The following is a 12,624-nucleotide window of genomic DNA, read 5'->3' as shown; positions in this document are numbered from 1 at the left end:
CAGCTTTGTGAATGGCGAATGGCAATTGACAATTAGCTATTCGCCATTCACGAATGACCAATAACCACTGACTACTGACTACTGACTGCTAAGGGTAAATAACCTTCAACCAGGCAATCTGAGCCGACAGCTCGCCAACGGACGCGCTCTAGAGTGAGTGCATCTGTCATGCTTGCAAACCCCAAATCCCCAACGGGAGAAGGAGCCAACCTGCCGCCGACAATTTTGGGAGCAATGAAGGCCAGAATTTTTTGCACTGTCCCTTCTGCGATCGCACTTGCTGCTAACGTGCCGCCACATTCCCACAGCACGCCCGATAATCCACGCTCATATAAGTACGCCATTGCCTTCGTCGGTGTCAGTGGAGTCAGCTCGACTACCATCACACCCTTTTTCAGCAGATGCTGCTGAAAATCCGGATTAGCTCCCACCTCTGTTAACACTAAAGTGGATGCCTCCGCCGTCTCCCACACATGAGCCTCCACGGGCAAATCCAGCGTGCGACTCATGACTACGCGCAAAGGATTGTGTGCCTCTGTCTGATGGCTGGTCAAGTGGGGATTATCCAGACGCACCGTATTGCCGCCCACAATCACCGCATCACACGCCACCCGCATTCGATGTACCTCATTGCGGGCATCAGGGCTGGTGATCCAGGCGCTGTGTCCGGTCGTTGTGGCAATTTTGCCATCCAAAGTCATGGCGTATTTTAAAATGCCGAACGGACGCCGGTAGAGAATCCGATGAATAAAAGCCTCATTCATCTGCCGACAGGCGTCTTCCTCCACGCCCACCACAACTTCTATCCCCGCCGCTCGTAACCGCTCAATCCCGCCTCCCGACACGCGCGGATCGGGGTCTACCATGCCCACCACCACCTTGCTCACCCCTGCGGCTACCAACGCTTCCGAACAGGGAGGCGTCCGTCCGTAGTGGTTACAAGGTTCCAGATTGACATAAATTGTGGCTCCTTTGGCTCGTTCACCGGCGTCTCGCAGCGCAAAGACTTCTGCATGGGGATGACCGGCACCGGGATGAAACCCTTCCCCCACAATCTGCCCATCCTGGACAATGACAGAACCCACTAGGGGATTGGGCGCGGTTTGTCCTAAGGCGCGACGGGCTAGTTCTATACACCGCTGCATCATCGCGCGGTCGAAGGAGGTAAAAGGGGACTCCTGTTGGGGTGCATCCGATTGGGTGTTTGCGGAAAAGTTGTCCATGAGTTTGCTGCTGTCCTGGCTACACCTGAGTGTAATAGCCAGCCTACTTTAGCAGGAGCAGGCTTAGGGAGGGATGCTAGGTGGATTATCCCTGCAAAAAAAAGAGGATCGCGTGTTTACCTGTGAAGAGCGGAATATTGGGAGATCGTATGAGCCGATAAGCACCGTTTCATGGTGCTTCACTTTGAAGAATTCATCTGTCGGGGAACCAATCACTAAGTTTGCGATTACCCGCCTTCAAAAGTTATATTGATCTTCACCCCGATTTTCACCCCTATAGTTAGGCGATCGCTACATATCCCTATAAATAGGTCTAATATATTTTGATGGCTAAATCCCATGACAACTTATGTTGCACCTGTTAATGTAAATAAACGTATCAAAAAGTTCGGATTCGTAACGTCCTATGAACTGCTGCCCCGCCGCCTCAGATTTGCAACCACCTCAGCCCTACCGGGGTCAAGCCGCTGCCCCTCATTTACAAAAACTGACCGTGTTTTGCGACTTTGACGGCCCACTTGTGGACGTTTCCCACCGCTATTACAGTACCTATCAGCTAGGACTCGCTGATACTCAGGAGATATATCAGGAGCAAGGAGAAATCCTGCATCTTCAGGTATTGACTAAAGAGCAGTTCTGGCAGATGAAGCAAGATCGTGTCCCAGATGTGGAAATTGCGATGCGATCGGGCTTACAGGGTGAGCAAATTAATGTATTTTTGCAGCGTGTCGTCAGCATCGTCAATCAACCAGCGCTGTTACAGAAAGACAAAATGCAGCCAGGAGTGAACTGGGCGCTTGCATTGCTACATTCTCAGGGCATCAAGCTGGTGTTAGTGACATTACGATGTCAATCCCAAGCTCTGCAAATCTTGCAGAATCACGGTTTGGCTCGTTTGTTTAGTGGCATTTACGGGACTCAAGACAGCCATGCCGCCTATCAAAACTACGCTGAAGTGAAAACGCAACTTCTCACCACAGCGATCGCAGAACATTGTTCGCCTTGGCAAACTGCCGATGATTGTTGGATGGTCGGGGATACGGAAGCAGACATTTTAGCAGGACAAGCGCTTTCGATTCCCACCATCGCGCTGACTTGTGGCATTCGTAGCCCCCAAAGGTTGCGACAGTTCCAACCAACCCGCATTCATAGCGATTTACTTTCTGTTGCTCATTACCTGCTGGGAGTGAGTCATCACTCATTGGTCAATCGTCAATAGTCCTCACTCAATACTCAGAAGACTGAGTATTGACGATTGGCTAGAAACTACTTAGAAGACTGCCCTAACAGGTTTATCTGCTGCCACCAGCGATTTAGAGGATAGTAAACAACGGGTGCCCAAAGGCTGCTCAGGATGGCACTGGAGAGGGCAATGCGCTGGTGATATGTCCAAATTGCTCCCAGATCGCGATCGCCCTGGAGCGTGAACTGAAGGGCACTCACCGTCTCCCCCACAACCGCCATCCCAAAAACAATTAACGCCACCGAAATAAAATCTTCCTCAATATACCGCTGCTTTTGAATCCGAGAGGTCAACATTCCTACCAATGCTAAGCTAAGGGCATGACTGGGATCGGGAGATGTCATCCCATCTTGGATCAGTCCCAACACTAACCCAGCGATCGCACCCTGCAACACCGATCGCTTCAAACTCCAGGCAACCACCCAAATTAACAACCAGTTGGGGCCAATTCCCAACAATTCCATTCCCGGTAGGCGCAGTGGCAAGACCAATAAGCACAACAGGACAGAACCAATGGTTACTGCCCAGTTAAGCATTTGACGAGGCCAAGGTGACAAGTCAGATACATTGATCATGGGTCATGGGTCATGGGTCATGGGTCATGGGTCATCTGTGATTAGTCCTTAGTCCATCGTCTGTGGTTAATGACTAATCACTATTTACTATTGCTATTTCCTAATGACAGCTAACCGCTCATTCCTCATTTCGGGTACACAACCACCCATTCCAAGGAACTCATCGGTGCTGTCAACTCAATCACAGCTTCAGGAGCTGGAGTTTTGTCCAAATTTACAGATTCTATTCGCCCTATCGGCAACCCTGACGGAAAAAGTTTACTGACAGATGATGTTGCCACGACATCGCCCCGACGGACATCAGGAACTTTATCAAAAAACTGCATCACTGCTCGGTTAGAACCTTGTCCTCGAAGATAGCCCATATAACGGCTGCGGCTAATCGCAACCCCTACCCGGCTGCTGGGATCGCTGACCAGTAAGACCCGGCTGCTATGGGGAGTCACGTTGGTTACGCGACCGACCAAGCCACCCGTACCCATCACGATGAAATCTGCTTTAATACCGTCTTGACTTCCTCGACCGAGGGTTATCTGTTGCCACCAATGATCGGCGCTACGTCCCACAATCGGAGCGACTATCCCTAGCTGTTTTTTCTGTTTAACATAGCCCAACAGCTCTTGTAACTTCTGATTTTGGCTTTCGAGTTCAACTAACCGCTCCTGTAATTCCAGAACGCGGGCATTCTCGATGCGCTCTTGTGACGTGGGTTCCCCTTGAAAAGGACGGGTGAGCAACTGGTAAGTCTCATAAAGAGCAGCTCCCTGAGTCTCCCGGATCGCCCAGGCACTTCCAATCGTTAGCCCAGCCAATATAACTTGTATTCCGTGCCGAACCCACCAGCGACGCAGTGTAAACATTTAGGTATCAGGGATTCGTCTTGAGTCCTTTAGTTTTTAGTCTTTGTCCCTAGTCCCTAGCCTTAGCCTTTAGTTCATCGTCTACTGCCGATGACTAATGACTAATGACTAACGACTAATGACTGCTACATCTGGCGCGATCGCCCGCTGAACACCCGCTCTAGCTGTTTGAAATTCTCCAACACCCGCCCGGTTCCCAGCACCACGCACGAGAGCGGATCTGCCGCTACGTGGGTGACAATGCCAGTTTCGTGGCTGATGAGCGTGTCCAGCCCCTTTAACAAAGCACCGCCGCCAGCCAGCATGATGCCCCGGTCGATAATATCGGCTGCGAGTTCGGGAGGCGTGCGCTCTAAGGTTCGCTTCACCGCATCCACAATTACTGAAAGCGGTTCAGACATACTTTCCCGAATTTCCGGTCCCTTGATGGTGACAGTGCGCGGCAAGCCAGAGAGCAGGTGCAAGCCTCGCACTTCCATGATGGCTTCTTCATCAAAACTGGTGGGGTAGGCAGAACCAATCTGAATCTTGATTTCTTCAGACGTGCGTTCCCCAATCACCAAGTTATGGACTTTTTTCATGTACTGCATGATGGCTTCCGAAAGCTCATCCCCAGCCACGCGCACCGATTCACTTAAAACCGTTCCTTGTAAAGAAAGCACGGCAACTTCTGTGGTGCCGCCACCAATATCAATGATCATGTTGCCCGTAGGCTCAGCCACTGGTAGTCCAGCGCCAATGGCAGCAGCGACCGGCTCATCTATCAAGTACACATCCCTGGCACCTGCCTGAGATGCTGCTTCCATAACGGCTCGTCGTTCTACGCCAGTGACACCCGAAGGAATGCCAATGACAACACGAGGTGAAACTAAGGCTCTTCCCTCATGTACTCGCTGAATAAAATGCTTAAGCATTAGCTCAGCAACATCGAAATCTGCAATGACACCATCGCGCAGGGGGCGCAGGGCCACCACATTGCCGGGAGTTCTTCCCAACATTTTTTTGGCATCTTCGCCCACGGCTAGCGGGGTTTTTGTGTCCATATCCATAGCAACCACAGAGGGTTCTTGGAGAACAATACCTTTGCCGGACACATAAACCAGGGTGTTAGCAGTGCCCAGGTCGATACCCATGTCCCGGGATAAGGAAAAGCGACTGAAAAGACCCACTCGTTTCTACGCCCCCAAAATGAAATGCTGTTGTGTGAGATGGAATTCTAACGGAAATGGAACCGAGGTGGATTCTATTACGTTTTCTATCCAGAGTCTAGTCAGCTAGACGAATTTATCCAGTGAAAACGCCTCAAGGCCATTTCCAAGCATCATTCTGGTAGTTGAAGAGCAAATCAGGATAAAGTTGACTTGAGCCTACTATCTAAATTCGTTAAAGTATATTCACTGTAGTTCAGTACATTTGTACTAATCAATTTTATGAGCCTGAATGTTGTGAACTTGGTAGGTCGTGTGGGTACAGAGCCTGATGTCAAGTATTTCGAGTCAGGTAAAATTAAGTGCAATCTGACGCTGGCAGTGGATCGTCGAACTCGCAATAGCGACCAGCCTGACTGGTTTAACCTGGAACTGTGGGGGAAGACAGCGGAAGTGGCTGCGAACTATGTGAGAAAGGGCAGTTTGATAGGGGTACAAGGCTCCTTGAAAATAGAGACTTGGAGCGATAATAAGGCATCCAACCGATCTAAACCTGTTATTAAGGTGGATCGCCTAGATTTACTCGGTTCTAAACAGGATACAGACCCCAGTGCAGTAAATGGCTATAACGACACCGAATTTTAATTCGGTGCGAATTGTTAGCTGTTAACGACAAGCCATCAGTCCCCAGAGAACTGATGGCTAATGATTGTATTTGGGCGGGAAAGACGAAGAATCCCCAAATCTTTAACGACAGTCTACCTCTTGGTGATTTGCACCGAGCCGCTGCTAGACGAGTTCAGATCGCCAAAGCCAGGGATATTCGTAATCAGGTTTTTGCCGTCCATCGTGACGCTACCCGATACGTCCGCAGTCCGATAAGAGCCAACATAGCGAGAGTGCGACATACCGCCCATCCACTGATAGTGAGAACTGCTGTGACCCCGGAATGTCTCGCCTGTTCCCGTCCAATTTAGCGCTACGTCAACCGTTTTGGCAGTCGTTGAGTCGGGATTCTCTGACGAATATTCGTCAACTTTGAAGGTGCCTTTCAAACTAGCTGAGCTGAGCTGGTTATTGGCGGTGAAGGTGACATTTGGAGCGTAACCGTAACCATAGGAATACTTGCCGGTACACCAATTCGAGTTCCAATAAGAGACGTTGGCTCCCTTCTCCGAAGTCGGTGCTCCTGGTGCGCTACGGCTGACGTTATCGGCAGCCCAAACACTGACACCGCTTGAGCTACAGTCGTCAGATTGGTAAAAAGAGGCGGAAGCGTTTTGCCCTTTGACCTGGAATTTCTCTGTAGTGGCAGCCATTGCTGGAAGGCTAAAGCTCAAAATAGTTAATAAAGCGCCAGAAATTGCCCGTTTCATCGGTTTGTCTCTTCCCTATTGCTATTTACGTAATCTTGCTAACTCTTCAGAACTGATTGGAGCTAATTAGGTTCCCAGCTAAGCAATTTTCCCAAGTTGTGCAAGAAGTTATCAGTTGATCTCATAACGGAATCAGTTGCCGTGCAGCGTCCGGCAGCAGTGGCGCTGCGATCGCTTCGTTCTTGGCATCAGCGGACTGCGAGTATCCGGCACAGCCGGTGAAAACAAAAATTAAGGGAAATAAAACCAAAAATTGGTTGAATTTATTCGTCAGTTAATGGGTTGCGTCTTTTTACGAGCCAAAATAGGCAATACACACAGGAGAGTTAAAAAACTGAGCGCTAGTAGCAAGGGCAAGCGATCGCCTCCCTGCAAAGCTTGCTCACCCGTAACTCCCACCCAAGCGTAAGCCAGCGTCCCTGGAATAATGCCGATAAACGTGCCAACTGAATAAGGTACCCAGCTGATAGGCGTGAGTCCCAACAAGAAATTAACCACCGTGAAGGGGGAGATTGGCGCAAAGCGGATCGCCAGCACAAAAGCCAGAGGCTGACGGGTCACGGCTTGATTGAACCGCATCAACGCTTGATGTTGACCAAATCGGCGTTCCGCCCAGTCGCGCAGCAGGTAGCGAGACGCCAAAAATGCCCCAATTGCCCCCAGCGTTGCGCCGATGACCGACCAAAGGCTTCCCCAGACGAAACCGAAAACCGCACCAGCCGCAACAGGAAACATAATTCCAGGGATGCCGATGGCGCTGGACAGGGCAAAAACCAGGATAAACAGGCAGACTGCCCAGCTACCGAATCTTTCCAACTGACTAACCAGGAAAGATTTATCCAACAAAAGTTTCAATGGGCTAAAGATACAGAGCATGATGCCGATCGAGAGTGCGATCGCTATCCACAAGGGGGGACTTTTGAGCGTTCTGACCCACTGGCTGTAAAATTTCGGCATCAGGGAAGCACTTTGGTTGGTCTTATTTCTCATTCGATAAAATCCAGGCAAAACTTTATTTTGCGAACAAACTTTGCCTTGACTGAGAAGAAGGAGAATCCCACTTCTTTTGCTAGTTTCAAATCAGGGCACCCCCACAGCTAGAACCACATCCAGCCGTGCAACCATAGCAGTAAGATGCAGTTTGTATTTCTTCAATAATGTCTAAGCTGCCAGCTTCCAATATCTTGGCAACTGTCAGTTTTTCACCATTGCGGGTTTTCGCCGGTAAATTCTCCATCTGGTTAAAGTCGCAATCATAGACATTTCCCAGATAGTCAATTGAAAGTTCATCCCGACACATTAAATGTTCAAGGGTGCTGCCATTGAAATTTGACTCTAGGAAGTGTAAATAAGGCCTGATTAATTTTCTGTACTCTAAATGAAACTTTGTTCGCCCAATTGGTAAATTTGTAATCGTGAACAAGCTGTTAAAAACAATGTTGAAATGCTCTTTTAGATAAGCCTTGTAATCTTGTTCCAGATTTACCTGATTGGGGGTTAAAGAAAAATTTTCTGTAGCTGGAACTGGAGGGTTGTATACCAGATCGAGGATTAAGTTAGGGTCAAGACCATAACCTTTCTGGTTCAAACATTGCAGTGCCTGAATTGAGTCGTTATAGACCCCAGAACCGCGCATTTTATCAACATTGTCTTCCAGATAGCATGGCAAGGAAGCAACAATTCTCGTTTGGTGTTTGGCACAGTATTCTGGAAGAGTCTCAAACCCTTTTTCAAAATAAATGGTGAGGTTAGACCGCACAATCACTTGTTTACCTGCATCCCGTGCCGCCTCTACCAGGGGTTTAAAACCATAGTTCATTTCCGGGGCACCCCCTGTCAAGTCAACAATCTTGATTTGGGGAAATCTATAGATTAGTTCAATCAGCTGATTACAAACTTCTGGGGTTAGTTCTTCAGTTCGTTTTGGCCCTGCTTCTACATGACAGTGAGTACAGGCAAGGTTGCAGCGCTTCCCCAAATTGATTTGTAAAACGCTAATTTTACTTTTGGTTAAAGGGGCACCAATTTTTTCTTTAAAAGGTGTTACGGTTGAACGAGTTGATTCAAGATTAATCATGGGGTAGTCCTAAACAGGGAAACATGGTTATCGAAGGTCAGGTTGGTCATAACAATGTCAGCAGTAAAAATTCCCTGCCTAAACGATTGTTTGCCTCATCTTGATGAATATCTTGTAGAACCCGGAGAAGGCATAAGCGGCACGCAGAAAATTAGTTGCCGTAACGCCAGCAGACATTTTATGGAGAACCTTCTAATAAATTAGTACGCAGACAACTCAATGTTGGATTGAGCAAGCCTAATTGCCGCTAATCTCCTAAAAGGAAGTAACAAAAACACTGTTTTATGTTAATAAATTTTTAAGTACAACTTTAAGCACTGCTGCTGTCGCAGTAGATGCTAGCATAAGTGCCAGGATTTTTTTGTTCTGATTTTTTCTGAAATACAGCGATACTCTGATAACTCATCGTCCTATCCTAATCATTGGCTGTAGCTCAGTACATTGACCCTCGGCAAGATGCGTCGGCTGTTGCCGAACTTGCCCAAAAGATAGAGGGATGTAACCTGCATACTCTCGTGTGACTAAAATTACAGGGGTCTGGGATTAAGCTTAGATATTATTAAATCTTGGCAAGCTGAGTATCAGTTGAGAACAATCTTAGAAGTGGTATATAGCGGTTCTGACGCTTAGTGCCATATACACACTCGTAACCCACCCCCGACCCCTCGACCTCCACGGAAGGGGAATATTGAACACCGCCCCGCGAACGGGGCGGGGCTAGGGTCTTTCAAGGGTAGGTTTTTAAAAAGCGAGGTGTCGTTATAACCTCGGCTGAGTCGTTGCTTTTTCCTTGCGTTCGCTGTAGCGATCCGTCAGGTAGTCTACTTGATCTCGCAGTAGTAGCGTAAACTTGTAAAGTTCTTCCATTACGTCGATAACGCGATCGCGATAAGCGGAATCCTTCATCGTTCCGTCTTCGTTAAACTCGTTGTACGCTTTAGCAACGGAAGACTGATTGGGGATGGTAAACATCCGCATCCAGCGTCCCAAGATTCGCATAGTATTGACGGCGTTAAATGACTGAGAACCACCGCTGACCTGCATGACTGCCAAAGTTCTACCTTGAGTCGGTCTTACTGCCCCTAAAGTTAGAGGAATCCAGTCGATTTGGTTTTTCAGAATGCCGGTAATATTCCCGTGCATCTCTGGACTAGACCAAACTTGACCCTCAGACCACAAGCTTAAATTCCGCAATTCTTGAACCTTCGGATGGTCAGCCTCTACGCTACCGTGAATCGGCAATTCACGCGGGTCAAAGAATTTGGTTTCTGCACCAAAACCTTCGATGATTCTGGCGGCTTCTTCTGCTAATAAACGGCTGTAAGAACGCTCTCTTAAAGAGCCATACAAGAATAAAATTCTGGGTGGATGCTCGAAAGTTGTCATGAGAAGGATAACTTTTGCTCAAGAACCTGCTGAATTGGTTGCTCTATCGGTGTTTGGTTTGTCATTGAAACCTTATCCAACAGGTGTCGCTTCTTCTTTGAGCGATTCGATGAGTTTAGTCACCCGTTCTTTTATCTGATCGCGCACTCTGGGGAAAATTTCAGGCTGTTCAGCCGGATCGTCAAGCTGCCAATCCTCAAAGACTTCCCGAAGTACCCAATCTGTCGGCAGATTAACTGCACAACCGCACAGGGAAATTACCACATCAAAGTCTTCAGCCTTGAAGTCGCTAAGGGGTTTCGAGTGTTGATTGGTAATGTCAATGCCGATTTCTTTCATGGTAGCGATCGCTTCCGGTCTAACCTGAGAGGCTTCTAATCCAGAGCTAATCACTTCAATTTCTCCCTTACCCAGTGTTTTTGCAAAGCCTTCTGCCATTTGGGAACGGGCAGAATTTTTCTTGCAAACAAACATCACTCGTTTCATCAGGTTTTCTCCCTTACTTAATGTCCCGAAATCCGTTGGAAAGTTGGCTGTAAATCAACACGGCTAATTGCGCCCCTAAGATGGGTGCAACCCAATAAACCCAGTGGTGCTGCCAAATGCCGCCCACTAAAGCGGGGCCGAGCGATCGCGCTGGATTCATACTGGCTCCGGTAATTGGCCCCATAAACGCCGCCTCTAGCCCCACCGTCAAGCCAATCGCTAACCCCGCAAAGCCAATCGGGGCGCGGCGATCGAGACCGGAACCAAAAATCACAAACATTAAAATAAAGGTGAGAACCGTTTCCAGCACCAGGGATTGCAGCCAATTCCCTTCTAGCGGCACCGTCGCACCCAGATTGCCAACGCGCCCTAAAGCCATCCAGAGTAAAGCTGAGGCGGCAATTGCCCCCAAGGACTGCGCCAAGATGTAGGGCAATACTTGGCGTTTCGGGAAAAAGCCGCTTGTCCAGAAAGCCAGCGTTACCGCCGGGTTAAAGTGAGCGCCGCTAATGTGTCCCAAGGCGTAAATTAAAGCCGCGACGACTGCACCAAACACAAAGCTGATGCCGAGATGAGTCACCGCACCATCGCTAATTTGGTTTACCATCACGGCACCCGTACCGGCAAACACCAGGATGAATGTACCCACTCCCTCAGCGATCGCTTGTTGCTTGCACGATTGGAAAACTGAGTTCCAACGCGCCATCCGCGACACTGATTTCACGACCATCCCCAGCACCAAAGAATTTTCTGCAACTTATATTTCAAAAAAAATTGATGCATTAAGCATATTTCAAAAAAAATTGATGTGTCAAGCCTAGTCTTTACAGGGAAGCGCTGATAAGAGCGGGCTGAAGCGACTGTACTCTGCCAAATACTGCTCCAAAACAACAAATTGAGGTAGATTGAGGCTGTAGTAAATCCAGCGTCCTTCCTGTCGGGAGCAAACTAAAGCGGCTTCTTTGAGTGTTTTTAGGTGAAAGGAAAGTTTAGACTGAGTGACCCCCAACTGTTCGCAGAGTTCGCAGACGCAGCGCTCTTGTTCGCGGAGCAGCTCTAGCACTTGAATCCGTAGGGGGTCAGACAGGGCATGAAAGCCAGAAGAAACTGAAGGAGGTGCGATCGCAGGTAGTTTAGCCATCAAGTTTTATTGAAGAATCTCTTCAGCTATCCTATCCAAGCACCCAACAAATTCGTCACTTAACAGCAACCGCCGCCCGTATAGTACCAGGTTGAATCAGTAATCAGGATGTCTTTTGGCATCAATGCACCAAGCTTTCCTGCTGTCTTATCGCACACTGCGGCTGGTAAACCTCGTGGGAGGATATGCCCGTTCGAGTCATCAAAAAACTCTTCGGTGCCGGTGTAAATCGCCGTTTTGCCAGTAAAAATACAAGCACCATCTTCAGGAATTGCCACTTTAAAAGAAACAGAATCCAAACTTTCTAATAGCAATGGTTCCTGCAACCCGTAGCTAGCGCAATCCAGCAGTCGGTAAGGACGCCGCGCTCGAATTTCTATCTGCCCAAATCCAGCATCAATAAGATGCTGAGTATATTGCTCGTAAGTTAAAGCACCTGACAGACACATTGCCCGTAACCGTTCATCCTGCCGCAGATGGGGTGGGATGGGACGAGTGGCGATCGGGTCGCTCATCAGTAGACGACCCCCTGGTTTTAACACCCGGAAGGCTTCTTGAAGCGCCCGATGCAGGTCAGCGGGTTCAAAGATATTAAATAGACAATTCTGCGCCACCACATCTACAGAGGCGTCTGGCACCGGCAGGGAGAAGGCATCCCCTTCCCGAATCTCCACAAAACTGGGGTCAAACCAGGAATTTTCTTGGGCAGCGATCGCTAAGTTCCGACTCGCTGCCTCGCGCATCGCCGCCACTGGATCGACGGCAATCACCCCACCCGGACGGCGAGAAAAATAAGCAAATTGCAGCGCTTCCAAACCACCGCCAACGCCGACATATAGCACCGTCGGGTCATTAGCGAGTTCAGCGGCATGGACGGTAGTACCGCAACCGTAGTTCATCTCCTGCATCTGAGGCGAAATTTTTAGTCCTGGCAGTTGCAGGGGACTGCTTTGGACACAACAAAGTCCGACTTGTGGCGTCTGCGCTACTTCACTATAAAACTCAGCAGCAGTTTCGAGATAGCTCACTCAAATATTCTCCTAGATTGGCGTTGCGACTTTTTAGCAAATTGCTAAAAATACTCTGATTCCAATCTATAAGGCTATCAA

The 12,624-nt window shown here is 48.7% G+C and carries 15 protein-coding genes; 2 read left to right on the top strand and 13 right to left on the bottom strand.

Translation table 11 applies throughout. From position 1 onward, the window contains the following. Positions 1-71: 71 nt before the first annotated feature. Positions 72-1,223 carry a bifunctional diaminohydroxyphosphoribosylaminopyrimidine deaminase/5-amino-6-(5-phosphoribosylamino)uracil reductase RibD gene (gene ribD / locus NDA06_RS20045; protein WP_190986647.1) on the bottom strand — a complete coding sequence of 384 codons (1,152 nt, stop codon included), beginning with the start codon at positions 1,221-1,223 and terminating at the stop codon, positions 72-74. Between the two features lie 406 nt (positions 1,224-1,629). Between ribD and NDA06_RS20040 the strand changes: the two genes are divergently transcribed. Then, a complete protein-coding gene (locus tag NDA06_RS20040) occupies positions 1,630-2,442 on the top strand; it encodes an HAD family hydrolase (protein ID WP_190414889.1) in 813 nt (270 codons plus the stop codon). A 47-nt stretch (positions 2,443-2,489) separates the two neighbouring features. Here the strand turns inward: NDA06_RS20040 and mreD are convergent, their stop codons facing one another. The 3 genes from mreD to NDA06_RS20025 form a co-directional block, all read right to left on the bottom strand. Next, positions 2,490-3,041 (bottom strand): rod shape-determining protein MreD, encoded by a 552-nt coding sequence (mreD, locus tag NDA06_RS20035; RefSeq protein WP_190986646.1) that lies wholly within the window; start codon positions 3,039-3,041, stop codon positions 2,490-2,492. A 125-nt stretch (positions 3,042-3,166) separates the two neighbouring features. Further along, complete coding sequence (gene mreC / locus NDA06_RS20030; RefSeq protein WP_190986645.1) at positions 3,167-3,901, bottom strand: rod shape-determining protein MreC; 735 nt, start codon at positions 3,899-3,901, stop codon at positions 3,167-3,169. Between the two features lie 125 nt (positions 3,902-4,026). Further along, positions 4,027-5,034: a rod shape-determining protein gene (locus tag NDA06_RS20025; RefSeq protein WP_190414886.1), complete on the bottom strand. Its 1,008-nt coding sequence runs from the start codon at positions 5,032-5,034 to the stop codon at positions 4,027-4,029. A gap of 297 nt (positions 5,035-5,331) precedes the next feature. Here NDA06_RS20025 and NDA06_RS20020 point away from each other — a divergent pair, with 297 nt between their 5' ends. Beyond that, on the top strand, positions 5,332-5,694 hold the full coding sequence (locus NDA06_RS20020; protein WP_190414885.1) for a single-stranded DNA-binding protein: 363 nt from the start codon (positions 5,332-5,334) through the stop codon (positions 5,692-5,694). A gap of 113 nt (positions 5,695-5,807) precedes the next feature. Here the strand turns inward: NDA06_RS20020 and NDA06_RS20015 are convergent, their stop codons facing one another. The 9 genes from NDA06_RS20015 to arsM all read right to left on the bottom strand — a co-directional run bounded on the left by NDA06_RS20015 (position 5,808) and on the right by arsM (position 12,543). Then, entirely contained in the window at positions 5,808-6,425 is a 618-nt protein-coding gene (locus NDA06_RS20015; RefSeq protein WP_190414884.1) for a hypothetical protein, read from the bottom strand. A gap of 121 nt (positions 6,426-6,546) precedes the next feature. Further along, the gene (locus tag NDA06_RS20010) at positions 6,547-6,675 is read right to left on the bottom strand and encodes a hypothetical protein (protein ID WP_277878437.1); all 129 of its coding nucleotides are present in this window, start codon (positions 6,673-6,675) and stop codon (positions 6,547-6,549) included. Between the two features lie 20 nt (positions 6,676-6,695). Continuing rightward, the gene (locus NDA06_RS20005) at positions 6,696-7,415 is read right to left on the bottom strand and encodes a TVP38/TMEM64 family protein (RefSeq protein ID WP_242047522.1); all 720 of its coding nucleotides are present in this window, start codon (positions 7,413-7,415) and stop codon (positions 6,696-6,698) included. Positions 7,416-7,500: 85 nt separating this feature from the next. Further along, positions 7,501-8,502, bottom strand: coding sequence for an arsenosugar biosynthesis radical SAM (seleno)protein ArsS (gene arsS, locus NDA06_RS20000; protein WP_190986644.1), 1,002 nt, complete (start codon positions 8,500-8,502; stop codon positions 7,501-7,503). A 759-nt stretch (positions 8,503-9,261) separates the two neighbouring features. Continuing rightward, positions 9,262-9,888: an arsenical resistance protein ArsH gene (gene arsH, locus NDA06_RS19995; protein ID WP_190986643.1), complete on the bottom strand. Its 627-nt coding sequence runs from the start codon at positions 9,886-9,888 to the stop codon at positions 9,262-9,264. A gap of 72 nt (positions 9,889-9,960) precedes the next feature. After that, positions 9,961-10,374: an arsenate reductase, glutathione/glutaredoxin type gene (gene arsC, locus NDA06_RS19990; protein ID WP_190986642.1), complete on the bottom strand. Its 414-nt coding sequence runs from the start codon at positions 10,372-10,374 to the stop codon at positions 9,961-9,963. Between the two features lie 13 nt (positions 10,375-10,387). Further along, positions 10,388-11,104, bottom strand: a complete 717-nt coding sequence (locus NDA06_RS19985; protein WP_242029176.1) for an MIP/aquaporin family protein — start codon at positions 11,102-11,104, stop codon at positions 10,388-10,390. Positions 11,105-11,191: 87 nt separating this feature from the next. Continuing rightward, positions 11,192-11,515: a metalloregulator ArsR/SmtB family transcription factor gene (locus NDA06_RS19980; RefSeq protein ID WP_190414878.1), complete on the bottom strand. Its 324-nt coding sequence runs from the start codon at positions 11,513-11,515 to the stop codon at positions 11,192-11,194. A gap of 59 nt (positions 11,516-11,574) precedes the next feature. Continuing rightward, positions 11,575-12,543 carry an arsenosugar biosynthesis arsenite methyltransferase ArsM gene (arsM, locus tag NDA06_RS19975; protein ID WP_190986641.1) on the bottom strand — a complete coding sequence of 323 codons (969 nt, stop codon included), beginning with the start codon at positions 12,541-12,543 and terminating at the stop codon, positions 11,575-11,577. Positions 12,544-12,624 lie beyond the last annotated feature (81 nt).

It is taken from the genome of Trichocoleus sp. ST-U1, assembly GCF_039961835.1.
GTDB lineage: Bacteria > Cyanobacteriota > Cyanobacteriia > Cyanobacteriales > FACHB-T130 > FACHB-T130.
Note: the sequence above shows the minus strand (reverse complement) of the source record. Positions and strands in the feature narration are given on the sequence as shown.

Coding starts and splice junctions, on each gene's coding strand:
- ribD (WP_190986647.1), bottom strand. CDS start 1,223: ATGGACAACTTTTCCGCAAACACCCAATCGGATGCACCCCAACAGGAG.
- NDA06_RS20040 (WP_190414889.1), top strand. CDS start 1,630: ATGAACTGCTGCCCCGCCGCCTCAGATTTGCAACCACCTCAGCCCTAC.
- mreD (WP_190986646.1), bottom strand. CDS start 3,041: ATGATCAATGTATCTGACTTGTCACCTTGGCCTCGTCAAATGCTTAAC.
- mreC (WP_190986645.1), bottom strand. CDS start 3,901: ATGTTTACACTGCGTCGCTGGTGGGTTCGGCACGGAATACAAGTTATA.
- NDA06_RS20025 (WP_190414886.1), bottom strand. CDS start 5,034: ATGGGTATCGACCTGGGCACTGCTAACACCCTGGTTTATGTGTCCGGC.
- NDA06_RS20020 (WP_190414885.1), top strand. CDS start 5,332: ATGAGCCTGAATGTTGTGAACTTGGTAGGTCGTGTGGGTACAGAGCCT.
- NDA06_RS20015 (WP_190414884.1), bottom strand. CDS start 6,425: ATGAAACGGGCAATTTCTGGCGCTTTATTAACTATTTTGAGCTTTAGC.
- NDA06_RS20005 (WP_242047522.1), bottom strand. CDS start 7,415: ATGAGAAATAAGACCAACCAAAGTGCTTCCCTGATGCCGAAATTTTAC.
- arsS (WP_190986644.1), bottom strand. CDS start 8,502: ATGATTAATCTTGAATCAACTCGTTCAACCGTAACACCTTTTAAAGAA.
- arsH (WP_190986643.1), bottom strand. CDS start 9,888: ATGACAACTTTCGAGCATCCACCCAGAATTTTATTCTTGTATGGCTCT.
- arsC (WP_190986642.1), bottom strand. CDS start 10,374: ATGAAACGAGTGATGTTTGTTTGCAAGAAAAATTCTGCCCGTTCCCAA.
- NDA06_RS19985 (WP_242029176.1), bottom strand. CDS start 11,104: ATGGTCGTGAAATCAGTGTCGCGGATGGCGCGTTGGAACTCAGTTTTC.
- NDA06_RS19980 (WP_190414878.1), bottom strand. CDS start 11,515: ATGGCTAAACTACCTGCGATCGCACCTCCTTCAGTTTCTTCTGGCTTT.